Genomic DNA, 23,772 nt, shown 5'->3' with positions numbered 1-23,772 from the left:
CGACGCGGCGGGTCGTCGCGGCATCCGTCGTCAGCGCACGGCGGATGCGCGCGAGGAACCGGTTGGCCGCGGCGTCGTCAGGAGCGCCGAGGGCCTGCGCGAAGGGAACGAACGCGCCGTCAGGGATGCCACGCTCGAGCTCGCGGAGGACGCGCTGCTGCCACGGCTGCGGATCCTCGAGGATGGCGACCGGCTCCGAGCCGAACTGGAGCGCGGTGTCAGTCCGCCACACCGGAGGATACGAAGGGTCGAGTCGCAGCATGCGCCCGATCCTGTCGTACGAGAGCTCGCCTTCCGGCGGTATCCACAGGCAAGAGGGCCGATCGGATGGAATCCCGATCTGGGGAGGAGGGGCGCTTCGGCCGGCCGCGTCAGACCGGTCGATGATCGCCGGGAGCGCCGCTCCCGTCGTCCTCCTCCGGCGTCTGGTCCCCTGCCCCGCTCTCGTCCTTCGGCGTGGGCGAATCCTCACCCGCGAGCAGCCGGGCGAGCGCGTCGTCCATCTCGTCGCGCACCGGCTCTTCGCCGCGTGCCCGGGCCTCGAGTCGGGCCACGAGTCCCGCAGGGTCGTCGATGTCGGAGGCGGCGGGCATGAGGTCGGGGTAGTCCCACAGTGAATCGCGTGCGGCCGGGCCCACGGCGTCCGTCACGGCACGCCACATCGCGGCGGCTTCGCGCATGCGGCGGGGGCGGATCTCGAGACCCACCAGCGAGCCCAGCGCGCGCTCCGCCGGGCCGCCGACCGCCCGACGGCGACGCACCGCCTCGGCGATCCGCTGCGCCGAGGGAAGGCGCGAGGTCGCGTCCTCCGTGACGACTTCGACCCAGCCCTCCACCGTCGCGAGCAGGTTCTCGAGTCTCGCGAGCGCGGCATCCTGCGCCTCGGAGCGCGCCGGAAGCAGCGCGCCGCTCTCGATCGCCCGGCGCAGCTCTTCGGGCTCGGACGGATCGAAGCGCGTGGCGAGGTCTTCAAGCGCATCGGTGTCGACGTGCACGCCGCGCGCGAAGTCCGTGACCTGCGAGATGACGTGCAGGCGCAGCCATCGCGCGTGGCGGAACAGCCGGGCGTGCGCGAGCTCGCGAGTGGCCGCGTAGAGGGCGAGCTGATCGTCGGGGACCTCGAGGTCGCGTCCGAAGTCGGCGAAGTTCTGGGGGAGGATCGCAGCTTCGCCGTCGGGCATCAGCGGGATGCCGACGTCGCCGCCGCTCACGACCTCTTTGGAGAGGTTGCCGACGACCTGGCCGAGCTGCGACGCGAACAGCGAGCCGCCGACCGTGCGCATGAGACGCCCGGCTCCCTGCACGAGACCCTGCATGTCCTCGGGGGCCTGCTCGCTCAGCGCCGTCGTCAATGCGTCGGCGATGCTGGTCGCGACGGGCGCGGCGAGCTCCTCCCACACGGGGAGGGTGGCCTCGACCCAGGCACCGCGCGTGAGGGTCACCGGGGGAGAGGGCAGCTCCGAGATCGTGGTCGCCTCGCTCAGCCATAGCGTCGCCAGCGCGAACGCCTGATCCAGATCGGTGCGCTGGCCGGCCGTGACGCCGAGCCCCTCCTGGTTGGCGATGTGGAGCGCCTGTCGCTGCGCCATCTCCCACGAGATGCCGCTCTCGTCGGCGTTCTCGAACGCGCCCTGGAGCTGCCGCATGACCGCCTGCATCATGGCCGGGTCGATGTTCATGCCCGACAGCCGCGAGAGCTGTTCGGGGTCGAAGTCGCCCGCGGAACCCCCGAACAGCCGGCGGATGAGCTCCTGGAAGTCGTCCTCGGGGCTGGGCCCGTCGCCAGGAGTGTCGTCGTCTGCCACTTCAGCCGCCTTTCAGCCGGTCGATGACGTTGCGCTCTACGCTAGTCGCAGCATCCGACGCACTCCCCGGCAGGGACCCCGAACGCCTTACGCCGGTCGCGAACGACCCGGCACCCATCGAGAAGGCACGGAAGAGAGGTCCCGCGTGGCCCTGTTCGACGAGAACACGACGATCGAGCCCGCCCCCCGACCGCGGATGCAGCGGCGCACGCTCGCCGGCGTGTGGGCGCTCGCCGTTGCGATGGTGGTGCTGTTGATCATCACGTTCCTGCCGACGTCGTACGTCATCCAGCGTCCGGGCCCGGTGTACAACACCCTCGGCAGCGCCGAGAACGCGGACGGCGAGGAGGTGCCGCTCATCTCCGTCGACGGTGCGGAGACCTACCCGACCGAGGGTTCGCTGGACCTCCTCACCGTGCAGGTGCAGGGCAACCGCGAGCGCACGCCCTCGTGGTTCGAGCTCGCGATGGCCTGGTTCGATCCGAGCAAGGCGGTGCTCCCGATCGACGCGATCTTCCCCCCCGGGCAGACCACCGAGCAGCGCAATGAAGACAGCGCCACGATGATGGTGGACTCGCAGCACGAGGCCACCGCCGCCGCGCTCACCGAGCTCGGCTATGACGTGGGTGCGACGCTCGCGGTTCACTCGCTCCTCGACGGCGCCGCCGCCGAGGGTGTGCTGCAGGAGGGCGACCTCATCCTCGAGGCGAACGGCGAGGCGGTTGCGGATGTGTCGGCACTGCGCGCCGTCATCAACGAGGGCGAGGGCGACCCGGTCGAGCTGCTGATCGAGCGCGACGGCGAGCAGCAGACGGTCGAGGTGACGCCGAAGGAGGGCACCGACGAAGAGGGCGAGACGGTCTGGCTCATCGGCGTCAACCTCACCACCGACTACGAGTTCCCGATCGACGTCACGATCCAGCTCAACAATGTGGGCGGTCCGAGCGCGGGGATGATGTTCGCACTCGGGATCATCGACACGCTCAGTCCGGACGAGCTCAACGGCGGCGAGCAGGTCGCGGGCACGGGCACCATCACCGCGGACGGCGAGGTCGGCCCGATCGGCGGCATCCGTCAGAAGATGTGGGGAGCGGTGGATGCCGGAGCCGAATGGTTCCTCGCGCCCGAGGCGAACTGCGACGAAGTGGTCGGCCACATCCCCGGCGATCTGCGGGTCTTCTCGGTCGAGGACCTCGACGACGCGCTCGCCGTGCTGGACGGGGTGCGCGAGGGCGGCGACCTCGACGCGCTGCCCACCTGCACGGCGGGGTGACGCGGGGATCGTGCCCCAAACGTTGCGCGATTCCGAGAGTTCGCCCAGGGAGGACAAGGCGGCCGCCCTGAATCCGCCGCCTAGGATGGGACGGTGACCACGACCTCGTCGCCGCCCCCGGCCACACCCTCCCGCACTCGACGCGTCATCGCCATCACGCTCGCGATCATCGCCGCCCTCGTGGTGGCGTTCTTCGTCTTCGCGAGCCTGTACGCCGACTGGCTCTGGTTCGACCAGCTCGGGTTCACCGAGGTGCTGCTGACCCAGTGGATCGCCCGTGTGGTCATGTTCGTGGTCGGCTTCCTCGGCATGGCCGTGCCCGTGTGGCTGTCGATCCAGCTCGCCTACCGCCTGCGGCCGGTGTACGCGCGGCTGAGCTCTCAGCTCGACCGCTACCAGGAGGTCGTCGAGCCGCTCCGACGGCTGGCGATGTGGGGCATCCCGGTCTTCTTCGGCTTCTTCGCCGGCTTCGCCGCCTCGGCGCAGTGGGAGACGACGTGGCTGTGGTTCAACGGCGTCGCCACCGACACCACCGACCCCGAGTTCCACCTCGACACCGGCTTCTACATGTTCGCGATGCCGTTCTGGAGCTCCCTGATCGGATTCGCGTCGGCGGTGCTGCTGATCTGCCTGCTCGTGACCGCGCTCGTGTCGTACCTGTACGGCTCGGTGCGCGTCGGCCAGCGCGAGCTGCGCATCTCGAAGTCCGCGCGCATCCAGCTCGCGGTGATCGCCGGCCTCTACCTGCTGGTGCAGGCGGCGAGCCTCTGGCTCGACCGCTACAAGACGCTCGTCGAGTCCGGCGCGGACGACCGCATCACCGGCCCCGGCTACACCGGAGTCAACGCGATCATCCCCGGCCAGACGATCCTGGCCATCGTGGCGGTCATCGTCGCGATCCTGTTCTTCGTCACCGCCATCATCGGCCGCTGGCGCTACCCGCTCATCGCCACCGCGCTGCTGGTGGTGTCGGCGATCGTCGTCGGCGTCGGCTATCCGTGGGTCGTCAACACCTTCCAGGTGCAGCCGAACCGCTTCTCGCTCGAAGAGGAGTTCTACCAGCGCAACGTCGATATGACGCACCAGGCATACGGCGTCTCCGGCCTCGCACAGGAGGACTTCGCCGCGGTGACGGATGCCGAGCCCGGCCAGCTGCGCGACGACGCCGCCACGACCGCGCAGGTGCGCATCATGGACCCGGCGATCATCTCGCCCAACGTGCGCCAGCTCGAGCAGTACCGGTCGTACTACCAGTTCGCCGACCCGCTCGACGTCGACCGCTACGAGCGGGACGGCGTCTCACAGGACACCGTGGTGTCGGTCCGCGAGCTCAACCTCGCCCAGCTCGGCAACGCGGCGGACTGGCAGAACTCCGCCGTCGTCTACACGCACGGCTACGGGATCGTGGTGGCGAAGGGCAACGACCGCACCGGCGACGGCGATCCGGTCTTCTTGGAACGCGGCATCCCTGCCAGCGGCTTCCTCACGGACCAGGACGACTTCCAGCCGCGCGTCTACTTCGGCGAGTCCTCGCCGCCGTACTCGATCGTCGGCGCGCCCGCAGACACCCCGCCGGCGGAGCTGGACTATCCCGAGGGCGGCGACGCCGCCTCGGGCGAGCAGAAGACCACCTTCGAAGGTGACGGCGGTCCGAGCCTCGGCAACGTCTTCAACCGCCTGGTGTACGCACTCAAGTTCCAGGCCGAGCAGATCCTCTTCTCGGACTACGTCAACTCCGAATCGCAGATCCTCTACGACCGCAACCCGCGCGAGCGCGTGCAGAAGGTCGCCCCGTACCTGACGCTCGACAACGACGCGTACCCGAGCGTCGTCGACGGCCGGATCGTGTGGATCATCGACGGCTACACCCTCAGCGCGAACTACCCCTACTCGTCGACGGTCAGCCTCACCTCGGCGATCTCGGACTCCAGCAACCCCGCGCCGCGCTTCGCGCTCGACGACATCAACTACATCCGCAACTCGGTGAAGGCGACCGTCGACGCGTATGACGGCTCGGTGACGCTGTACGCATGGGATGAGGAGGACCCGCTCCTGCAGGCGTGGCAGAAGGTGTACCCCTCGACGATCGAGCCGATCAGCGAGATGTCGGCGGACCTGATGAGCCACGTGCGGTACCCGACGGACCTCTTCAAGGTGCAGCGCACGATCCTGGGCGTGTACCACGTCGACGACGCACGGTCGTTCTACCAGAGCGACAACCGCTGGCAGACGCCGAACGACCCGCAGGACGACAGCGCATTGCAGCCTCCCTACTACCTCACGATGCAGATGCCCGGTGAAGAGGCGCCGACCTACTCGATGTTCACGTCGTTCATCCCGTCCTCGACGGGCGGCAACGCGCGCAACGTGCTGATGGGCTACCTCGCCGTCAACTCGAACGCCGGGGCCGAAGCCGGTGTGAAGAACGAGGACTACGGCAAGCTCCGCATGCTGGTGATCGACGCCGATACCCCGGTCTCGGGGCCCGGTCAGGTGCAGAACGACTTCGACTCGCAACCCGAGGTGTCGTCGTTCGTCAACATCCTGAAGCAGGGCGACTCGGACGTGCTGAAGGGCAACCTGCTGACGCTTCCCGTCGGCGGCGGCCTGCTCTACGTGCAGCCCGTGTTCGTACAGTCCTCGGGTGCGACGAAGCTGCCCAAACTGCAGAAGGTGCTGGTGTCGTTCGGCACGGACATCGCCTTCGAGGACACGCTGACCGAAGCGCTCGACACGCTGTTCGGCGGCGACTCGGGTGCCGATGCCGGTGACACCGACGTCGAGCCCACGCCGGGCACGACCGCGGCGCCGCAGCCGACGCCCGGGCCGACCGAGTCGGCGGAGCCGACCGAGCCGACCGAGCCGGCCGAGCCCACCGACGAGTACCAGGCCGCGCTCCAGGAGGCGCAGCAGGCGCTGGTCGACCGGCAGACCGCGCTCGAGCAGGGGGACTGGGCCGCGTACGGCGAGGCCGATGCCCGGCTCACCACCGCCATCGAGCGGCTCATCGAGCTCGGCGAGCAGTAGACCGGAAACAGCGAAGGGCCGTCCATCGGAAGAGATGGGCGGCCCTTCGCCGTCGACGTCCTACGCGGTGAGGATCGCGTACCAGATGAGCAGCAGCGTCACCACGAACCCCGACAGCTGGTTGAGCCACAGGAAGCGCCGCCATCCCCTCGTGGCTGTCGCCGCGTCGGCATCGAGGACCGAGCGGTAGGGCCAGACCGTCACGAGATAGGGCACGACCAGGACCGCGGCCAGCGGGCCTGGCCAGCTCGTCGCGAGCATGGCGACGCCCGCCGCGGCGTAGCAGCCGAGCGCGAAGCGGACGGTCCATCGCGCTCCTTGCGCCGTCGCGATCGACGCGATGCCGGCTTCCCGGTCGGCCACGACATCCTGCACCGCTCCGAACGCGTGGGACGCGACACCCCACAGCGCGAACGCGACGATGAGCGCGACGAGCGGCAGCGTCCACGTCGCCTCGGCGAGCACCAGCGCGTAGACGGCAGGGGAGAAGAAGTGGATGCTGCTGGTCACCGAGTCTGCGAACGGCCGCTCCTTGAGGCGCAGCGGCGGCGCGCTGTAGAAGACCACGAAGAACAGGCTCGCCGCGAGCACGAGCCACGACGCGGGGGAGCCGACGACGACGAGGTAGGCCACAAACGGCAGGCACAGCAGCCCCGCGGTCCACAGCGTCGCCCGGTGCAGGCGCCGGTCGAGCACCGCGCCGTGCGCGCCGCCCTTGCGGGGGTTGCGCAGGTCGGACTCGTAGTCGAACACGTCGTTGATGCCGTACATCGCGAGGTTGTAGGGCACGAGGAAGAACAGGGTGCCGATGACGAGGGTCGCGTCGACCTGGCGTGTGGTCAGCAGATACGCGGCGGCGAAGGGGTATGCGGTGTTGATCCAGCTCACCGGCCGCGAGGAGATGAACAGCTGTCGCACGATTGCGCCGGCGCCCAGCGGCGGCGCGGCGGTCATGAGCGCACCTCTGCTCGCCGAGGGCGAGCGCGGAGCAGCGTGAACACCGCGGGAACGAGGAACGCCGCACACAGCGGGTACGCGAAGTCCTCGATCGGGGCCAGGCCGATCCGCACTCCGGAGATGAGCGACTCCGGATAGGTGAAGAGGCCGGCGGCGATCATCAGGTTGTCGAACACGGCGGTGAGGATCACCAGGATGCCGGCGGCAAGGGCGGAGGCCGTCATCCGCTGGGAGAAGCGCGGGCGTCGCGCGGTGAGCAGCACGAGGACGACGGTGATCACCACGAACGGGACGACGATGAGCGGGTACGTCATCGGGACGCCTCCGACGAGGTCGCGGCATCCGTCCATCGACGGTCGAGCACGCGCTGCACCCCCGCCCAGGCGACCAGCGCAAGGTAGCTCAGGAAGGCCAGGAAGACCGGCTCCTCGAGGGGGAGGTGCGGCGCGAGGTCGATCCCCAGCAGCAGCGGGCTGTCTCCCTTGACGAACACGCCCGTGGCGATGCCGACCGCGTCCCACGCGAGGAAGAACACCATGCCGATGCCCACCGCGGCGAGCGTCCGACCGGGCGCAGCCCACGCGGCGAGCCGCCACCGCCGATCGATCAGCAGCACGCCGACGGCGGAGGCGAGGATCGCGGTGAGGTACACACCCGGCATGCCTACACTCTCGCAGGTTCGGCAAGAGGACCGGGCGACCGGTCGCCGCGGAGCCGCTTGACGACGAGTTCGGCGGAGATGAGGCACATCGGCAGGCCGATCCCCGGCAGCGTGGACGCGCCGACGTACGAGAGGCCGTCGACGCGCCGCGATGCATTGCGCGGCCGGAAGACCGCGCTCTGCCCGAGGGTGTGCGCGAGGCCGAGCGCGTTGCCGCGCCAGGCGCCGAGATCGTCCGCGAAATCGCCCGGGGCGACTGTACGGCGCACGACGATGCGGCTCGCCAGATCCGGGATGCCGCACCAGTCGGCGATCTGCGCGATGACGCGGTCGGCGGCGGCCTCGATCTGCGGGTCTCCTTGACCGCCGAGGCCCCCGTGCCCGAGGCTGGGGTCCGCGGGCACGGGGACGAGCACGAACAGATTCTCGTGCTCCGGAGGCGCCACGGTGGGGTCCGTGGCGCTGGGACGGCAGACGTAGAGCGAGGCGGGATCGGGGATGCGGGGACGCGAGCCGAAGATGTCGTCGAAGCCGGCGCGCCAGTCGCGCGCGAACAGCAGCGTGTGATGGGCGAGCTGGGGCAGCGCCCCCTCGACACCGAGCATCACCAGCAGCGCGCCCGGGCTCGGCGTGCGCGAACGCCACCAGTCCTCGGGGTAGCTCTGCTCGGCGCGCGGGACGAGCTGCGTCTCGGTGTGGTGCAGGTCCGCGCCCGACACGACGAGATCGGCGCTCACGCGGCGTCCGTCGGCGAGCTCGACGCCGGTCGCCGCGCCGGCATCCGTCGTGATCGACGTGACGCGCGCTCCCGTCTCGATGACGACTCCGGATGCCTCCGCAAGACGTGCGATCGCGCCGATGAGCTCGGTGAATCCGCCACGCGGATACAGCACGCGGTCGTCGAGGTCGAGGTGGCTCATCAGGTGGTACAGGCTCGGCACGCCGTACGGCGAGCCGCCCAGGAACACCGCCGGATACTCGAGGATCTGGCGCAGCCGCGGATCCTGGAAGCGGCTCTCGACGTGGCGGGCGAGGCTGCGCGTGAGAAGCGGCGCGAGGCGCGGCATCCGTCGTAGTAGGGCGGGGTCTCGCAGCCCGGCCGTCGTCTCGTACGTGTCGTAGAGGAAGCGATTGACGGCGAGCTCGTACGCGTCGGCGGCGGAGTCGAGGTACGCGTCCAGCTTTGCGCCCGCGCCCCGCTCGACGCTCTCGAACAGGGCGGTCGCCTCGGCGCGTCCGGACCGGATGTCGAGCGGCTCGAGACCGGTGGACGGATCGGAGTACACGCGGTACGCCGGATCCAGCGGAACCAGGTCGAGCTCGCGCTCGGCGGTCGTGCCGAGGAGACGGAAGTAGTGGTCGAACACCTCGGGCATGAGATACCAGCTGGGGCCGGTGTCGAAGCGGAAGCTGTCGTGCTCCCACGATCCCGCTCGGCCGCCCAGCTCGTCGCGTGCCTCGAACAGCGTGACGTCCCAGCCCTCGGTGGCCAGCAGCGCCGCCGCGGCCAGCCCGGCGATGCCGCCGCCGATGACGACGGCGCACCGGGATCCTTCGGTCGCGGTCATGCGCGGGCCTCCCGTGGTGCGAATCCCAGCAGGGCCCGTGCCGCGAGACGCGCTTTGACGGCGTCGGGCACACGCACTCTGGCGTCTTCGTCGGCGCAGGCGCGCAGGCGGACGGCGAGCTCGGCGAACAGGTCGTGCGCCGCAGTCACGGCGCGACGGCAGTCGGCCGGAAGGGCCGGGATGGTGCGGGCGGCCGCGGCGAGGTCGGCGTCTATGCGATCGAGGATCGCCGAGCGCCCGACCTCGTTCCCCCCCAGTCCGAGGTAGTCCCGCCCGAGCACTGCATCGTCGTGATTCCGATCCCGCAGGAAGTTGACGTCCTGGAACGCCGCGCCGAGACGTCGCGCTCCGTCGGTCAGCTCGGGAGAGGGAGTGATCGGATGCGGCGCCCCGGCGTTCACGAACACCTGCAGGCACATGAGGCCGATGACCTCGGCAGAGCCGTAGACGTAGGTGTCGTGCGACGCGGCATCGTGTCGGTGCGTGTGGAGGTCGGTCCGCATCGAGGCGAAGAACGGAGCGACGAGCTCGGGACCGATCCCGCACTCGCGGGCCGTGCCGGCGAACGCGTGCACGACGAGGTTCGCGCTGAACCCGCGGTTCGTGGCATCGAGGACCTCCTGCTCGAGCTGATCCAGCACCTCGTTCATGGCCTCTGGGGTGAGCCCGGCCTCGGCAGCCGGCCCATCGACGATCTCGTCGGCGATGCGCGCGAGCGCGTAGATGTTGCGGACGTGGGGACGTGGACGCGGCCCGAGCAGGCGGCACGCCAGCCCGAACGAGGTCGAGTAGCGCGCGATCACCGTGGCGGCGGCATCCGCGGCCGCCCGGTCGTACAGCGCGAGTCCGGTCGAGGTGCGCCGGTGTGCGTCGCTCACGGAATCCTCGCTTCTATGCCGTCGGCGAGGGCGCGCAGCAGGACGCCTGCGCGATCCGGCAGGGCTGGATCGTCGGACGCCGCGCGCACGGACGCGAGAGTCTCGGTCACGAGTGCGACCATACGCTCGCGCGCACCGCTCGATTCGAGCACGGACTGCGCCTCGCGGACCGCCACAGGACCGGTGCGGGCCAGCGCCAGCGCTTCGTCGACGCGGCCGGCGGAGGCGGATTCGCGAGCGAGCGCGACCAGCGGCGTCCGCTTGTTCTCTCGGAGGTCGGGGCCGGTGTCCCTTCCCGTCTGCTGCGTCGTGCCGAACGCTCCGATGAGGTCGTCGACGAGCTGGAAGGCGAGTCCGAGGCCTCCTGCGGCCTCTCCGAGCACGCGCAGCGCTTCGGCGTCCGCACCTCCGAGAACCGCCCCTGCCTGCAGGGGAGCGCGGAACGAGTACACCGCGGTCTTGTTGAAGGCGGTATCGAGGGTCGCCCCACGCGAGGGATGCCGCATCGCGACGCTGTTCTCGACATCGGCGAGCTCGCCGGCCGCGGAGACCACGATGGCGTCGTCGAGGAGTGTGAGAAGGCGGTCGCGGGTCGCATCGTCGGTGTGTGCCATGGCCACGAGCCGGAACGCCTCGTGGAGCAGGATGTCGCCCGCGAGGATGGCGGCGGCGTCGCCCAGCAGTGCAGCGCCGTCGGCGTCGGCGCCGCCGTCCTGCGCGCGCAGCCGGAACTCGCCGCCGATGTTCGGCACGCCGCGGCGCATCGTGTCGTGGTCGATCACGTCGTCGTGCACGACGAATGCAGTGTGCAGCAGTTCGAACGCGGCCGCGACCGACAGGGCGGCAGAGGCGTTCGCATCGTCGGTGCGGAATGCGTCGAAGGATGCCGTGACCAGTGCGGGGCGCAGCCGCTTGCCGCCGTGCGCGGCCCGCGTGATCGCATCGGCCAGGGCTCCGAACGCGGGACCCAGCTCCGCGGCGCGGTCCCGGATCCGCGCCAGCGCCCCGTCGATCGCGATCTGCAGACGCGGATCGGTCGCTCCCGGGATCATGATGCGCGGCGCTGACGGGCGGGTGTGTCGAACAGGTGAAGCTGCTCGGCCTGCAGCACCAGCCACGGGCTGAACGCCCACGGCGTCGCCTCGAGCGAGGTCGCGATCGCTTCGGGCTCGACCCAGCGTGAGTCGACCACCTCGAGCGGGTTCAGCACCGGCTCGTCGTCGGTGTACGCGATGTACACGGGGCATACCTCGTGCTCGACGATGCCGTTCGCATCGGTGGCGCGGTAGCGGAACAGGGGGAGTGCGACGCGGATGTCGCTCAGCGTGAGGCCCAGCTCGAAGTCGGCGTGCCGGCGCACGGCGGAGAGCACCGGTTCCGCGGGGCGCGGGTGGCCGCAGAAGGAGTTGGTCCAGACGCCCGGCCAGGTGCGCTTGCTCAGCGCCCTGCGGGTGAGGAGCACCTGTCCTTCGCTGTTGAGGACGTGGCAGGAGAACGCCAGATGCAGGGCGGTGTCAGGACCGTGCACGCTGGACTTCGGCGCCGTGCCGATGGGGTTGCCGTCGTCGTCCAGCAGCACCACGTGGTCGGTGTCGGGCATCCGATCACTCCTCTCGTAATTGCTAGCCAAACTAGCAATTCCTCCTATGCGATGCTACAACGGGTCGGAGGGAACGTCCATGAAGTCCGAGCGCTGGCAACCGCAGACGAATCATGAGCACGCGGTGATGCGTGTGCTCACGTCGATCCGCGCCGTCAGCGACGCCATGGAGCGCATGCACAGTGGCATGAAGGACGACATGGACATGAACGCCACCGATGTGGCGGCGTTGCGGCTGCTGGTCATCCGGGAGCGGCAGGAGCAGTCGGTGAGCCCGCGCGACATCGCACGACACCTGCGGATCTCCACCGCGTCGACCACGAAGCTCCTGGATCGGCTGGTCGATTCCGGACACGTCGAGCGCCGTCCGCACCCGACCGATCGCCGCGGTCGCGTCGTCGTGCTGACGGAGGCGGCCCGGCAGGCGTTCTTCCGCGTCTTCGGCGAGCGCCTGCGAGCTATGCGCACGATCGCCATGCGCTACGACGAATCCGAACTCCTGGTCATCGAGCGTTTCCTCGACGACCTCAGCGGTGCGATGGACCCGCCGGACTGACACCCGGTCGCTGGCGCGGGACCCCGGATAACGAAGAAGAGGGCATCCCTGGCGGGACGCCCTCTTCTTCATCTTCTGTTGCGGGGACAGGATTTGAACCTGCGACCTCTGGGTTATGAGCCCAGCGAGCTACCGAGCTGCTCCACCCCGCGGCACAAGGAATAGCCTAACACGGCTTTGGAGTGCTCATGAACACGGGGTGGACGGGTTGCTGTGCTCACGTCTCGCGCGACAGGATTGGGCGCATGTCCGGCGACCGCGATGCCCTCCCTCAGGATGCCCGCGCCGATGGCCGTGACGAGACGCCCGACGAGCGGGCCGACCGCAACTGGAGCGAGGTGCTGCAGGAACTGCGCGTGCTCCAGACGGGCACCCAGATCCTCACGGGCTTCCTGCTCGCCCTCGCCTTCCAGCCGGCGTTCGCCGACCTCTCCGACACCCAGCGCGCGGTCTACCTCGGGCTCGTTGTCCTCTCGGCGATCAGCTCGATCGTGGCTCTCGCGCCGGTGGCGCTGCATCGCGTGCTCTTCCAGCAGCGCGCGAAGCCGGCTGTCGTCCGCTACGGCCACGCCGCGCTGATCACCGCGCTGCTGACGGTGTCGGTGCTCGTCGTCGGCGTTGTGGCGTTCGTGTTCGACGTCGTCTTGGGTGGCGCGGCCGCCTGGTGGGCGCTGATCCCGCTGGCGCTGCTGATCCTCGTGCTCTGGCTGGTGGTGCCCGCCATCATGCGCCTCCGCATCCGGGCGAACGGAGATCCACGATGACCGACACCCTGCCGATCGCGGTCGCGCAGTTCGCCCCGACGGCCGACGCCGCGGCGAATCTCGAGGCCGTCGCTCAGCTCGTGGCGACGGCATCCGCTCGCGGTGCCCGCGTGATCGTCTTCCCGGAGTATTCCAGCTACTTCGTCGACCCGTTCGACGAGTCGCTCGCAGCCCACGCGCAGCCGCTGGACGGCCCGTTCGTGCAGGCCCTCACCGAGATAGCCCACGCGCACGAAGCGGTGATCGTCGCTGGTCTGCTGGAGCGGGGGAGCGACGAGCAACGCGTCCGCAACACCGCGGTGGCGGTCGACGGGACCGGACTGATCGCGCACTACCGCAAGCTGCACCTGTACGACGCGTTCGGGCAGCGCGAGTCGGACTGGGTCGAGCCGGGGGAGTCCGCCCCACCGCAGACCTTCGAGCTCGCCGGACTCCGGTTCGGGCTCATGACCTGTTACGACCTGCGGTTTCCCGAGGTCGGGCGGCTCCTCGTCGACGCGGGCGCCGACGTGTTCCTCGTGCCGGCCGAGTGGGTGCGCGGGCCGCTCAAGGAGCATCACTGGCGCACGCTGCTGCACGCGCGGGCGATCGAGAACACGGTGTTCGTCGCCGCCGCGGATCATCCGCCGCCCTTGGGCGTGGGCAACTCCCTCATCGTCGATCCGCTCGGGGTCGAGCTCGCCGCCGTCGGCACCGCGACCGATGTCGCGGTGGCGCACCTCGACGTCGGGGCGATCGAGCGGGTGCGGCGGGTCAACCCCTCGTTGGAACTCCGCCGCTTCGGCATCCGGCCGCGCTGAGCGCGGAGTCCGACGAACCCCCGGAGTTCAGACGAGCCGGGCGAGACGGGATGCCGCCTCCTCCAGCACGTCGACGCGCTTGCACGCCGCGAACCGCACCAGCGTCGCGTACTCGGCGCGCCGCGCCGGAGTGGCGAAGGCGGTCAGCGGAATGGCGACGACCCCGCCGCGCGCGGGCAGTGCGCGGCAGAAGGCCCCGGCATCCGTTGCTCCCAGCGGGCCGGCGTCGGCCACCGTGAAATAGGAACCGGCCGGTTCCGTCACGTCGAAGCCCGCCGCGCGAAGACCCGCGCCGAGGAGGTCGCGCTTGGTTCGCAGGGTCTCGGCGATGCCGCGGAAGAAGTCATCGCCGAGGCGGAGTCCGGTCGCGATCGCGGGCTGGAACGGGCTGCCGTTCACGTAGGTGAGGAACTGCTTGACGGCGAGCACCGCGTCCACGAGCGGCGCGGGGCCTGAGATCCAGCCGATCTTCCAGCCGGTGGTCGAGAAGGTCTTGCCGCCGGACGAGATCGTCAGCGTGCGCTCCCACGCTCCCGGCAGCGTCGCGAGGGGCACATGGGGCTCATTGAAGACGAGATGCTCGTACACCTCGTCCGTGACGATGACGGCGTCATGGCGCTCGGCGAGACGCACGATCTCGTCGCGCACGTCGGCGCCGAACACGGCACCGGTGGGATTGTGCGGGTCGTTCACCAGGATGATGCGGGTGCGATCGCCGACAGCGGCGCGCAGCTCATCGAGGTCGGGCTGAAAGTCCGGCCACCGCAGCGGCACCGTCACCAGCCGTGCACCCGCCAGCGCCGCGATCGCGGCGTACGAGTCGTAGTACGGCTCGAAGACGACGACCTCGTCGTCGGGGTCGTCGAGCAGTGCCAGCAGTGCCGCGGCGAGCGCCTCGGTGGCACCGGCGGTCACCAGCACATTCCGGGTGGGGTCCAGCCGGAGGCCGTAGAACCGCTCCTGGTGCTCCGCGATGGCGGAGAGCAGATCCGGGATGCCGCGGCCCGGCGGGTACTGGTTGACACCGTTCGCGATGGCCTCGCGTGCCACCTCGAGCACTGATGAAGGTCCATCCTCGTCGGGGAAGCCCTGACCGAGATTGATCGCACCGGTTTGCGCCGCTAGCGCCGACATCTCAGCGAAGATGGTGGGGTGGATCGACCCGTCGTCGCCGACGAGTCCGGCACCTGCGGCTGTGCGGTGCCAGGCTCCGGAGATCTGTCGCATCGCTTCACCGTACCGGGCGGGCTCATCCCTCTTGCATAGGCGAGTCCCATTCGCGACATAAGAAACGCACAGCATCGGTGGGCACAGTGGTGAGTGCTTGGCAGAAGGAGCAATCATGAGCGACATCCAGGGCGATCGCCCGGAAGACCAGACCCCCGCCGTCCCGACTCAGCCGGCCGCGGAGGCCGCCGCGCAGACGCCCGCCGAGCCGGAGGCGGCCGCGCCGTCCGCCGCGCCCGCGCCGTCCGCCGCTCCCGCTGCTCCGCCGGTGCCGCCCACGCCGGCTGCCGACGCCGCGACCGCCGCGCCGACCCAGCCGGCCGCGCCGACCCCTCCCACGCCGCCCGCCGGGTACCCGGCCGGTGCTCAGGCATACGCGCGCCCCCAGGGCTACGCGGGCCAGCCTGCCGCGTACCCCCATTCGTACGCCGGACAGCAGCAGCCCGCCGCTCCCGCACCGGGTGCGTCCTTCGGCGTGAACCCGGCGGACACGCAACCCACGCTTCCGATCGGCGGCGCCACGGGCGCGATGCCGACCTCGACCGCGGCGCGCACCACGAAGGACAAGAAGCCGTCGGCCGCCGGCAAGATCGTAGGTCTGATGGTTGCAGCCGCGATCGTCGGCGGTGCGGCAGGCCTCGGCGGCGCGTACGCGGGTGTCTCGTGGTTCGCGCCGGTGAGCGCCTCTCCGGTCGCCGGACCGGCGACGGTCACCGTCAACGACACCGACGAGGTCAACGAGACCACCGGGATCGCCGCCAAGGTGCTGCCGAGCGTCGTGACCATCGCCGCGACGAGTTCGTCGGGAGCGGGAACCGGCTCGGGCGTCGTCCTCACCGAGGACGGCTACGTCGTCACCAACACGCACGTCGTGACCCTCGACGGTGCCACGGGCGACGCGACGGTCCGCGTCACCACCTCCGACGGCCGCGTGTACGACGCCGAGGTCGTCGGCACCGACCCGACGTACGACCTGGCGGTCATCAAGCTGCAGGATGCCGAGGGCCTGACCCCGATCGAGTTCGCCGACTCGAGCAAGCTCAACGTCGGCGACACGACCGTGGCGGTCGGCGCACCCCTGGGGCTGGCGAACTCGGTGACCGAGGGCATCGTCAGCGCCCTCAACCGCTCCATCCAGATCGCATCGTCGGCTGCGCCCGACAGTGGCGACGAGAACGAGCAGCAGCCGGAGGAGAACGGACAGGAAGGCCCGTTCCGCTTCGACTTCGGTCAGGGCGACCAGCAGTCCTCCGCAACCGAGACCATCTCGATCGCGGTCATCCAGACCGACGCGGCGATCAACCCCGGCAACTCCGGCGGCGCGCTCGTCGACTCCGACGGCAAGCTCATCGGCATCAACGTCGCGATCGCGAGCGCGGGTGGCTCGTCCGCCGACGGCTCGGGCTCGATCGGCGTCGGCTTCTCGATCCCCTCCGACATCGTCGAGCGCATCACCGATGAGCTCATCGAGAACGGCGAGGCGACCCACGGCCTGCTCGGCGCCACGGTGCAGCCCGCAGCATCCGTCGAGGGCTCGACGACCACCGGCGCCTACATCAAGTCGCTCACCGACGGCGGCGCGGCGGCCAACGCCGGCCTCCAGGCGGGCGATGTCGTCGTCGCCTTCAACGGCGTTCCCGTGACCGACTCGACCGATCTCACGGCGCAGGTGCGCGGTGCGGCGGCCGGCAGCCAGGCGGAGGTCACCTACGTCCGCGACGGCAAGACGCAGACGGCGGAAGTGACGCTGGGCTCGCTCCAGTAGCCGCACGACCGGTTGCACACCACAGGACGCCATCTCGCGAGTCAGCGGTGCCCCATGCGGGCCCGCAGGTAGGCTCGCGGGATGGCGTCTTTCTCTTTCGGCGCGGGCAACGCGCGAAAGCTCGCGACGGTGCCGCTGTATGCCGCAGGACGCATCTTCACGATCCTCGTGCCGCGCACGCGGGACGAATGGGTCTTCGGCTGTGCGGTCGGCATCGGAGACGGCGCCCTCGCCCTATGGGACGTCGCGGCCGCGCACGGTCGCACTGCGGTCTGGCTCGTCGGCTCGAAGCAGGAGGCGACGGATGCCGCGGCCCGCGGCATCCGTGCTCTTCCGAAGCGTTCGCTGCGGGGCCTCTGGCGCACCGCCCGCGCCCGGGTGATCGTGGTCACGCACGGCTTCGGCGACGTGAACCGGTACGCCGTGTCGGGGGCGTTCGTGGTGCAGCTGTGGCACGGGATCCCCCTCAAGCGCATCGGCGTCGATTCTCCCGAGACGCTGCGGGTACCCGGCCTGATCGAACGCACGCCGGCTGCCGGCGCGGTCGGACGTCTGCTGCGCGCGATGTACCGCGGCGCGGCGCGGCGCATCCGGGTGGTGCCGGCCGCGTCGCACACCGTGCGAGGTCGCCTGGAGTCCGCCTTCGCGCTGCCGGATGCCCGGGTGCCGGTGACCGGCGAACCACGCGTCGACGTGCTCTCTCGCGGCACGGCCGCCGACCGCCGGACCGAGGCTCGGTCGGTCATCGGCCGCGCCGTTCCGCGGGCGACGCCTGAGGCGCGATTCGTGCTGTACGCGCCGACGTGGCGCGACGGCGCGCCCGACCCCGCCGTGCCGACCGGCGACGAGTGGACGCGGATCGTCGAGGTGCTGGACCGCCACGACGCGACGCTGCTGGTGCGCTCGCATCCGCTCGGTGCCGGCGACTACCGGCCCCCGTTCCCGACCGATCGCGTGCAGCCGCTCGGCAGCGAGCGGGTGAGCGACGTCACGCCGCTGCTGCCGGGTCTCGACGCGCTGGTGACGGATTACTCGTCGCTCGCATTCGACGCGTCGCTGGTGCCGCTTCCCACGATCTTCCTCGCACCCGACGTCGAGGAGTACGCGCGGAGCCGCGGGTTCTACGGCCGCTATTCCGACGTCGCGGGCGACGATTGGGCGGTCGACTGGGCCCAGACGACCACGCAGCTCGACGCTGTCCTGGGGGACTCCGCCGAGCGGGCGCATCGGATCGATCGCGCCGCCGCGCTGAGCGCGCGCGTGCATGCGTTCCACGACGGACGCAATGCCGAGAGGGTGTACCGTGCGATTCTGGCCGGAACGGCCGACGATGTGCGTGCCGAGGAAGGAACCGGATGACCGAGGCGAGCTTCACGACGGACGGCGTTCCTGCGCTCGTGCTCGCGGGCGAGGGGGAGCGGCCCGACACCGTCGAGATCGTGGGCTCCCGGGCCCGCGTCGCCGCCCGTGTGACGGGCCGTGGCAAGACCTGGAAGGCGACGCTGCCGTTGCGCGCGGCGCGCTGGGGCGGTCCCGAACTGCCGCTGCCGTCGGGGACGTACGAGGTGCAGATCGCCGGTGCTGCGACCGGCGGCATCCACCCGCCCGAGGCGCTGCCCGTCACTCAGCTCGGCACGCTGCGGGCGACGCTCGACGGCTGGACGCTACGCGTCGGTCCGCCCATGGACCCCGCGTACGACTCCGGCGAGGGACAGGACGCCCTCGAACGCCGGTATGCCACACGCCCGGCATCAGGGTTCGAGAACGCGGTGTTCTTCGAGAGCTTCTACGGGCGCAATGCCAGCTGCAACCCGCTCGCGATCGATCGCGAGCTCGCCCGGCGTGCGCCCGAGGTCACGCGGTACTGGAGTGTGGTGGACCTGTCGGTGTCGGTGCCGGACGGCGCGATCCCGGTCGTCGAGGGCAGCCCCGAGTGGTGGCGCGCGCGGGGAGCTGCCCGGCTGCTCGTGGTGAACGACTGGCTGCGCCGGCGCTTCGCACGCCGCAAGGGTCAGGTGGTGCTGCAGACCTGGCACGGCACACCGCTCAAGCGCCTCGCGCTGCATCGCCCCGGCTTCGACCCCCGGCGCATGGCCGCCGTGGTGCGGGAGTCGCGCCGTTGGAACATCCTGCTCGCGCAGAACCCGTATGCCGCCCGCATCCTCGGCAAGGCGTACGCGTTCCTCAGCCGCCCGGTCTGGGTCGAGGGCTATCCGCGCAACGACGTGCTCACCACCGGCGACGGTGCGGCGACGCGCCGGGCACTCGGCATCCGTCCCGGTGAGCGGGTGATTCTGTACGCGCCGACGTGGCGCGACGACCGCGACCAGATCGTGGATTTCGTCGACCCGGTGACGCTCGCCGCCGCGGCCGATGCCGTCGTGCTGGTGCGCGGGCACTCGCGCACGCTGCTGCCGGGGCGGGATGCCGAGGGGCCCCGTGTGATCGACGTGACGGGCTTCCCCGACACCGCGCTGCTGCTGCTCGTCGCCGATGCCCTCGTCACCGACTACTCGTCGGTGATGTTCGACTTCTCGGTGACCGGCAAGCCGATGTACTTCCTCGTTCCCGACATCGAGCACTACCGCGGCGAGCTGCGCGGGTTCTACTTCGACCTCGCCGCCCACGCCCCGGGACCGATGGTGCGAACGCAGGACGAACTGGTCGCGGCGCTCGCCGCCGGCGGGGATGCCGGCGGGGATGCCGCCTACGCCGATCGCTACCGGCGCTGGCGCGACAAGTTCAACGCGCGCGACGACGGGCACGCCGCCGAGCGGGTCGTGACGCGGATTCTCGATCAGGGCTTCATCGACGTCTGACGCATGTCGGTCCGACCGACCTCACGGCAGCGGCGTGTTGCGGCTGCCCAGTCGGGAGGTGTCGACCGTATCGTGGGCGCCGCCGACGACGCCGAGGACGAACCCCCAGCCCCACGCCAGGTGCATGCTGGGCAGCACCGCGGTGGTCCACAGCTTGTCGCGCCAGCCGCGCCCGCCGCCGGGCCCGACGGCGACGCCGACGATGAGGATGGCGTAGGCGATCACCGGCAGATAGACGACGGATGCCGCGACCGCCCACCATCCCTCCAGCACGCCCGTCAGCTGCAGCACGCCGACGACGAGCGCGAGCAGGATCGTCAGGACGAGCGCCGGGGGTGCGAAGAAGCGCAGCGAGTTGCCCCGCCCGAACCGGCGGACGAGCTCCCCGCGCCAGCGCCCGGTGGCCGAGAACTGGCGCACCAGGCGCGTCCAGCTCTCGCGCGGCCAGTACGTGACCGCGAGCGTCGGATCGAACCACACGCGGAAGCCGGCGCGGCGGATGCGGAGATTGAGCTCCCAGTCCTCGCCGCGGCGTATGGTCTCGTCGAAAAGGCCCACCTCGTCGAGCACCGCGCGCCGCATCACACCCAGGTACGCCGATTCGGCCTCACCCTCCTGCGTGCCGCCGTGATAGGCGCCGCCGCCGAGGCCGATGGGCGAGTTGTAGGCGCGCGCCACGGCACGCTGGAAGGGTGTGCGTCCGTCCGCGCGCATCACTCCGCCCACGTTCGCCGCGCGCACCCTCTCAAGGGTAGCGAGAGCGCTGCGAGCGTAGCTGGGATCGAGTTCGGAGTGCGCGTCGACACGGACGACCGTCGGGTACCGGCCGGCGCCGATCGCGAGATTGAGGCCGATCGGGATGTCGGCGGCGGGGTTGTCGATCAGCACGATGCGGTCGTCGCGGTGGGCGAGCTCGCGGGCGAGCTCGGTCGTGCCGTCGGTGGACGGGCCGAGCGCCAGGACCAGTTCGGTCGGGCCCGCGACATCCTGCGCAAGCACGGTCTCGACCGCGTGTCGGAGGTAGTCGCGCTCGTTGAGCACGGGCATCACGAAACTCACGCCGGCGTCGGGGGGAGGGACCGGAGCGTCCCTGCGCCCGTGTTGCTCGACATGCACGCGTCGATCATGTCACGGGTGCCGCTGGGTAGGCTGGAGGCGTGGGTCTGGTCTCAGATGGAAAGAAGGCGGTCGCCCTCGTCCGCAAGGCGGTGCGCAACCGCTCGGCCGTCATCGACGTGCGGCGGGCGCTCGCGGCCCGGCCGCAGCATCCGCCGTTCCACTACCGCGTAGCCGTCTACTTCGCCGACGGCGCGGTCAACATGTACCAGATGCGGCAGTGGTACAAGCCTCTCGCCGCTCTCGCGAAGACGTGGCCCGTCGTCGTGCTCAGCCGGGCGGCGACCGGTGCCGAGGCGCTGCTGGACGACGCTGCGCTGCCCATCGCCTTCGTGCCGACGGTGCGCGACCTGGAGCGCTTCATCGCCAAGCAGGACATCCGTGTCGTGCTGTACGTGAACCAGAACACGCGCAACTTCCAGATGTTCCGGTACGGGCGCCGGTGGCACGTGTTCATCAACCACGGCGAGTCCGACAAGATGTACATGACCACCAACCAGTACAAGGCGTACGACTACGCGATGATCGCGGGCGACGCCGCGCGCGAGCGGCTCTCGCGGGTGCTGTGGGATTACGACATCGATCGGCGCACCATCGAGATCGGCCGTCCCCAGGCTGACCACTACTCCGGCACGCTGCCGTACACGCCGGACGAGCGCACCGTCGTGCTGTACGCGCCCACCTGGGAGGGCGACCGGCCCTCAGCGCACTACGGGTCCATCGCCACGCACGGCGAAGCGCTGGTCCGTGCGCTGCTCGCCACCGGGCGGCACCGCGTGATCTATCGTCCGCACCCGCGATCCGGGGTGGTGGACCACGAGTACGGCGCCGCCAACAGGCGCATCATCGCGGCACTCGCCGCGGCGAATGCCGCGGACTCGGGCGCTCACCACTACTTCGACGACGGACCGGAGCTCGGCTGGCAGCTGTCGGCCGCCGACGTGGCGATCGTCGACATCTCCGCCATGGTCTACGACCGGCTGGCGGCCGACAAGCCGCTCCTCATCACCCGTCCTGCGGATCCGGCGGCGGCGATCGACATGCACGGCTACCTGTCGGCGTGCGAGTGGCTGGACGCCGCCGCCGCGCCCGACATCGTCGCCCAGACGGAGCGGGTGCTCGGCGACCAGGAGGCGGTCGCGCGCCTCGAGGAGTGGGTCACGCGCTACTTCGGCGACACGACGCCCGGTGCGGCATCGGCGCGGTTCCATGCGGCGGTGCAGGGGCTCATGGACGACTGGGAGACGTGGTACGCGCGCTCGGCGGTCGAGGACGACGACGAGACCGACGACGAGGCCGAGCTCGACGACGAGGGGTGAGCGACGGGACGGCCGCAGAGGTGTGATCCTCGGCATGTGCTCCTGATGCGACGCGCTCTCAGGTGACGGGTGCCGGGCGTTCGACCAACCGCGCGATCGCTCGCAGGGGGATGGCGACCCAGGTCGGGCGGTTGCGGGCTTCGTAGATCGCCTCGTAGACGGCCTTGTCGAGCTCGAGTGCCCCCAGCAGCGGATGCCGGGGGTCCAGGCCGCTGCCGGAGGTCTCTGCGTATCCCTCGACGAAAGCTGCACGCGCGTCGAGCGCCCAAGCCCGTACCGCATCGGCCGAGCGGTCCGGGTCGTCCAGCCGCAGCGACCCCGCCACGTAGTCGAACGAGCGGAGCATGCCCGCCACGTCGCGCAAGGCGAAGTCCGGCTGCCTGCGCTCGGCCATCGGGCGGAGCGGTTCGCCTTCGAAGTCGACGAGAAGCCAGCCGCGCTCGGGGGAGTGGAGCACCTGCCCGAGGTGATAGTCGCCGTGGATCCGCTGCAGCGGCGGCCAGGGCACCTCGAGTGCGCGGCGATACACGGCGACTGCGGCATCCCGCTGTCCCGCGACCTCCGGCACCTCGGCGATCGCGATCGCGAACCGTCGTTCCCAAGTGGCAGCCGCAGCGTCGCGGTCGGCCGCAGTCGGGTTGCGGGTGGGGAAGCAGCGGGTCAGGGCGACATGCACGTGAGCGGTCGCGGCGCCGAGCGCGCCCGCCTGGACACGGAAGTCCTCGCCCCGCGCGGCGGCCAGGAGGGCGACGCGCCACGCGTCCTCGACGCCCGGCAGGTACTCCTGGGCGAACGCGAGCGACCCGCGGACGCTGCCGTGCGCGGTGGCCAGGTCGGGCCAGGTCCCCTCGATCGAGCCGATCGGCCGCGGCACGTGCGTCGATCCGGCTCGTGCCAGTGCTTCCTGCAGCTCGATGTCGGGATTGAGGCCCGCGTGGAGCTGGCGATAGACCTTGCAGATCACCGGAGTGCCGACGCCCTCGTAGATGAGAGAGGTATTCGACTGCTCTCCGCTGACCACCCGCGCTGTGGCGAGGGCCGGGACGCTGTCGGCTGCCACCGCGCGTGCGATCGCGGTCGTCTGCGGGCCGCGGGCTGTGCCGCCGCGGGCGATGAGACGCAGCAGCGCCTGCGCGTACGCCGGGTCGTGGGGTCCGTCGATGAACGTCGTGCCCGGGGTCGGGCTGCCGATCGTGTGGAGGGGATCGGCTCTCACCGTCTCCGTCGCCCGCTCGACGACGGGGATCTGGTAGAGCACGGCAGGAAGCGCGCCTTCGTCGGCGACCAGGAACGTCCGGACGCGCACGCCGCCGTCGGACTCACCGAGGTCATCGGAGTCGACCGCCATGTCCCACCACGACACCAGGCGGAGGCTGGGTGGGCGGCCCTTCGCGGCGTACCACCGCTGCCTCGGCATCCACGCCGCCAGGCACGCCAACGTGCTGTCCATACCTGTGAGCGTATGCCCGCGACGGTGGACATGTCGAGGTCGGGTGTAAGCGCTTGCAGTCCGCGGACATCTGCAGCAGTCGGTCCGCGGCGATCGCTGGGCTAGAACCGTGGTGCGCTTGGCGAACCGGGTGGGTTGTGGTCGGTGGACAGCCAGGGTTCGCGCATGATCTGTCGTCGGCGTTGCG

General features: G+C 70.6%; 20 protein-coding genes and 1 tRNA gene. 9 read left to right on the top strand and 12 right to left on the bottom strand.

All coding sequences use genetic code 11. The features are described from left to right. Positions 1-371 precede the first annotated feature (371 nt). Positions 372-1,805 carry a zinc-dependent metalloprotease gene (locus tag B1729_RS05105; protein WP_163631064.1) on the bottom strand — a complete coding sequence of 478 codons (1,434 nt, stop codon included), beginning with the start codon at positions 1,803-1,805 and terminating at the stop codon, positions 372-374. A gap of 145 nt (positions 1,806-1,950) precedes the next feature. Here B1729_RS05105 and B1729_RS05100 point away from each other — a divergent pair, with 145 nt between their 5' ends. Both B1729_RS05100 and B1729_RS05095 read left to right on the top strand, forming a co-directional pair. Beyond that, positions 1,951-3,078, top strand: a complete 1,128-nt coding sequence (locus B1729_RS05100; protein ID WP_163620603.1) for a S16 family serine protease — start codon at positions 1,951-1,953, stop codon at positions 3,076-3,078. Positions 3,079-3,171: 93 nt separating this feature from the next. Continuing rightward, positions 3,172-6,105, top strand: coding sequence for a UPF0182 family protein (locus B1729_RS05095; protein ID WP_163620604.1), 2,934 nt, complete (start codon positions 3,172-3,174; stop codon positions 6,103-6,105). Between the two features lie 60 nt (positions 6,106-6,165). Here the strand turns inward: B1729_RS05095 and B1729_RS05090 are convergent, their stop codons facing one another. Genes B1729_RS05090 through idi form a run of 7 tightly spaced genes read right to left on the bottom strand, consistent with a single transcriptional unit; the run spans position 6,166 to position 11,769 of the window. Next, positions 6,166-7,059: a prenyltransferase gene (locus B1729_RS05090; RefSeq protein ID WP_163620605.1), complete on the bottom strand. Its 894-nt coding sequence runs from the start codon at positions 7,057-7,059 to the stop codon at positions 6,166-6,168. Further along, complete coding sequence (locus B1729_RS05085; RefSeq protein ID WP_163620606.1) at positions 7,056-7,376, bottom strand: lycopene cyclase domain-containing protein; 321 nt, start codon at positions 7,374-7,376, stop codon at positions 7,056-7,058. Before B1729_RS05085 ends, B1729_RS05090 begins: the two co-directional genes overlap by 4 nt. Next, positions 7,373-7,723 (bottom strand): lycopene cyclase domain-containing protein, encoded by a 351-nt coding sequence (locus B1729_RS05080; RefSeq protein ID WP_163620607.1) that lies wholly within the window; start codon positions 7,721-7,723, stop codon positions 7,373-7,375. The genes B1729_RS05085 and B1729_RS05080 overlap by 4 nt, the downstream gene beginning before the upstream one ends. Positions 7,724-7,725: 2 nt before the next feature. Next, entirely contained in the window at positions 7,726-9,291 is a 1,566-nt protein-coding gene (crtI, locus tag B1729_RS05075; protein WP_163631062.1) for a phytoene desaturase family protein, read from the bottom strand. After that, positions 9,288-10,169, bottom strand: coding sequence for a squalene/phytoene synthase family protein (locus tag B1729_RS05070; RefSeq protein ID WP_163620728.1), 882 nt, complete (start codon positions 10,167-10,169; stop codon positions 9,288-9,290). The genes crtI and B1729_RS05070 overlap by 4 nt, the downstream gene beginning before the upstream one ends. After that, positions 10,166-11,221, bottom strand: coding sequence for a polyprenyl synthetase family protein (locus tag B1729_RS05065; RefSeq protein WP_163620729.1), 1,056 nt, complete (start codon positions 11,219-11,221; stop codon positions 10,166-10,168). The genes B1729_RS05070 and B1729_RS05065 overlap by 4 nt, the downstream gene beginning before the upstream one ends. Next, positions 11,218-11,769, bottom strand: coding sequence for an isopentenyl-diphosphate Delta-isomerase (idi, locus tag B1729_RS05060; RefSeq protein WP_163620730.1), 552 nt, complete (start codon positions 11,767-11,769; stop codon positions 11,218-11,220). The genes B1729_RS05065 and idi overlap by 4 nt, the downstream gene beginning before the upstream one ends. A 79-nt stretch (positions 11,770-11,848) precedes the next feature. Between idi and B1729_RS05055 the strand changes: the two genes are divergently transcribed. Beyond that, entirely contained in the window at positions 11,849-12,325 is a 477-nt protein-coding gene (locus tag B1729_RS05055; protein WP_163620731.1) for a MarR family transcriptional regulator, read from the top strand. A 78-nt stretch (positions 12,326-12,403) separates the two neighbouring features. Here B1729_RS05055 and B1729_RS05050 read toward each other — a convergent pair. Next, a tRNA-Met gene (locus tag B1729_RS05050) sits at positions 12,404-12,477 on the bottom strand. Between the two features lie 93 nt (positions 12,478-12,570). Between B1729_RS05050 and B1729_RS05045 the strand changes: the two genes are divergently transcribed. Both B1729_RS05045 and B1729_RS05040 read left to right on the top strand, forming a co-directional pair. Continuing rightward, complete coding sequence (locus B1729_RS05045) at positions 12,571-13,089, top strand: DUF6328 family protein (protein WP_163620732.1); 519 nt, start codon at positions 12,571-12,573, stop codon at positions 13,087-13,089. Beyond that, positions 13,086-13,889 (top strand): carbon-nitrogen hydrolase family protein, encoded by an 804-nt coding sequence (locus tag B1729_RS05040; RefSeq protein WP_163631060.1) that lies wholly within the window; start codon positions 13,086-13,088, stop codon positions 13,887-13,889. The genes B1729_RS05045 and B1729_RS05040 overlap by 4 nt, the downstream gene beginning before the upstream one ends. Positions 13,890-13,916: 27 nt before the next feature. On the opposite strand, the gene B1729_RS05035 is transcribed toward B1729_RS05040, so the two are convergent. Beyond that, positions 13,917-15,116 (bottom strand): aminotransferase class I/II-fold pyridoxal phosphate-dependent enzyme, encoded by a 1,200-nt coding sequence (locus B1729_RS05035; protein WP_163631058.1) that lies wholly within the window; start codon positions 15,114-15,116, stop codon positions 13,917-13,919. A 115-nt stretch (positions 15,117-15,231) separates the two neighbouring features. Here B1729_RS05035 and B1729_RS05030 point away from each other — a divergent pair, with 115 nt between their 5' ends. From B1729_RS05030 to B1729_RS05020, 3 genes are all read left to right on the top strand, one after another. After that, on the top strand, positions 15,232-16,881 hold the full coding sequence (locus B1729_RS05030; RefSeq protein ID WP_163620735.1) for a trypsin-like peptidase domain-containing protein: 1,650 nt from the start codon (positions 15,232-15,234) through the stop codon (positions 16,879-16,881). Positions 16,882-16,962: 81 nt separating this feature from the next. After that, entirely contained in the window at positions 16,963-18,240 is a 1,278-nt protein-coding gene (locus B1729_RS05025; RefSeq protein WP_163631056.1) for a CDP-glycerol glycerophosphotransferase family protein, read from the top strand. Next, a complete protein-coding gene (locus B1729_RS05020) occupies positions 18,237-19,700 on the top strand; it encodes a CDP-glycerol glycerophosphotransferase family protein (protein ID WP_163620737.1) in 1,464 nt (487 codons plus the stop codon). The genes B1729_RS05025 and B1729_RS05020 overlap by 4 nt, the downstream gene beginning before the upstream one ends. A 21-nt stretch (positions 19,701-19,721) precedes the next feature. On the opposite strand, the gene B1729_RS05015 is transcribed toward B1729_RS05020, so the two are convergent. Beyond that, the gene (locus tag B1729_RS05015) at positions 19,722-20,747 is read right to left on the bottom strand and encodes a glycosyltransferase (protein ID WP_163631055.1); all 1,026 of its coding nucleotides are present in this window, start codon (positions 20,745-20,747) and stop codon (positions 19,722-19,724) included. Positions 20,748-20,857: 110 nt separating this feature from the next. Here B1729_RS05015 and B1729_RS05010 point away from each other — a divergent pair, with 110 nt between their 5' ends. Then, on the top strand, positions 20,858-22,135 hold the full coding sequence (locus tag B1729_RS05010) for a CDP-glycerol glycerophosphotransferase family protein (protein ID WP_163631053.1): 1,278 nt from the start codon (positions 20,858-20,860) through the stop codon (positions 22,133-22,135). A 58-nt stretch (positions 22,136-22,193) separates the two neighbouring features. Here B1729_RS05010 and B1729_RS05005 read toward each other — a convergent pair whose 3' ends face one another. Beyond that, positions 22,194-23,585, bottom strand: coding sequence for a phosphotransferase (locus B1729_RS05005; RefSeq protein WP_163631051.1), 1,392 nt, complete (start codon positions 23,583-23,585; stop codon positions 22,194-22,196). Positions 23,586-23,772 lie beyond the last annotated feature (187 nt).

This window comes from Microbacterium sp. B35-04, assembly GCF_010634885.1.
Taxonomy (GTDB): Bacteria; Actinomycetota; Actinomycetes; order Actinomycetales; family Microbacteriaceae; genus Microbacterium.
This window is presented reverse-complemented; position numbering and strand designations above follow the sequence as displayed.

Excerpts from the sequence above, each read along its gene's own strand:
- B1729_RS05090 (WP_163620605.1), bottom strand. The coding sequence starts at position 7,059 with ATGACCGCCGCGCCGCCGCTGGGCGCCGGCGCAATCGTGCGACAGCTG.
- B1729_RS05085 (WP_163620606.1), bottom strand. The coding sequence starts at position 7,376 with ATGACGTACCCGCTCATCGTCGTCCCGTTCGTGGTGATCACCGTCGTC.
- B1729_RS05080 (WP_163620607.1), bottom strand. The coding sequence starts at position 7,723 with ATGCCGGGTGTGTACCTCACCGCGATCCTCGCCTCCGCCGTCGGCGTG.
- crtI (WP_163631062.1), bottom strand. The coding sequence starts at position 9,291 with ATGACCGCGACCGAAGGATCCCGGTGCGCCGTCGTCATCGGCGGCGGC.
- B1729_RS05065 (WP_163620729.1), bottom strand. The coding sequence starts at position 11,221 with ATGATCCCGGGAGCGACCGATCCGCGTCTGCAGATCGCGATCGACGGG.
- idi (WP_163620730.1), bottom strand. The coding sequence starts at position 11,769 with ATGCCCGACACCGACCACGTGGTGCTGCTGGACGACGACGGCAACCCC.
- B1729_RS05055 (WP_163620731.1), top strand. The coding sequence starts at position 11,849 with ATGAAGTCCGAGCGCTGGCAACCGCAGACGAATCATGAGCACGCGGTG.
- B1729_RS05045 (WP_163620732.1), top strand. The coding sequence starts at position 12,571 with ATGTCCGGCGACCGCGATGCCCTCCCTCAGGATGCCCGCGCCGATGGC.
- B1729_RS05040 (WP_163631060.1), top strand. The coding sequence starts at position 13,086 with ATGACCGACACCCTGCCGATCGCGGTCGCGCAGTTCGCCCCGACGGCC.
- B1729_RS05035 (WP_163631058.1), bottom strand. The coding sequence starts at position 15,116 with ATGCGACAGATCTCCGGAGCCTGGCACCGCACAGCCGCAGGTGCCGGA.
- B1729_RS05030 (WP_163620735.1), top strand. The coding sequence starts at position 15,232 with ATGAGCGACATCCAGGGCGATCGCCCGGAAGACCAGACCCCCGCCGTC.
- B1729_RS05025 (WP_163631056.1), top strand. The coding sequence starts at position 16,963 with ATGGCGTCTTTCTCTTTCGGCGCGGGCAACGCGCGAAAGCTCGCGACG.
- B1729_RS05020 (WP_163620737.1), top strand. The coding sequence starts at position 18,237 with ATGACCGAGGCGAGCTTCACGACGGACGGCGTTCCTGCGCTCGTGCTC.
- B1729_RS05015 (WP_163631055.1), bottom strand. The coding sequence starts at position 20,747 with ATGCCCGTGCTCAACGAGCGCGACTACCTCCGACACGCGGTCGAGACC.
- B1729_RS05005 (WP_163631051.1), bottom strand. The coding sequence starts at position 23,585 with ATGGACAGCACGTTGGCGTGCCTGGCGGCGTGGATGCCGAGGCAGCGG.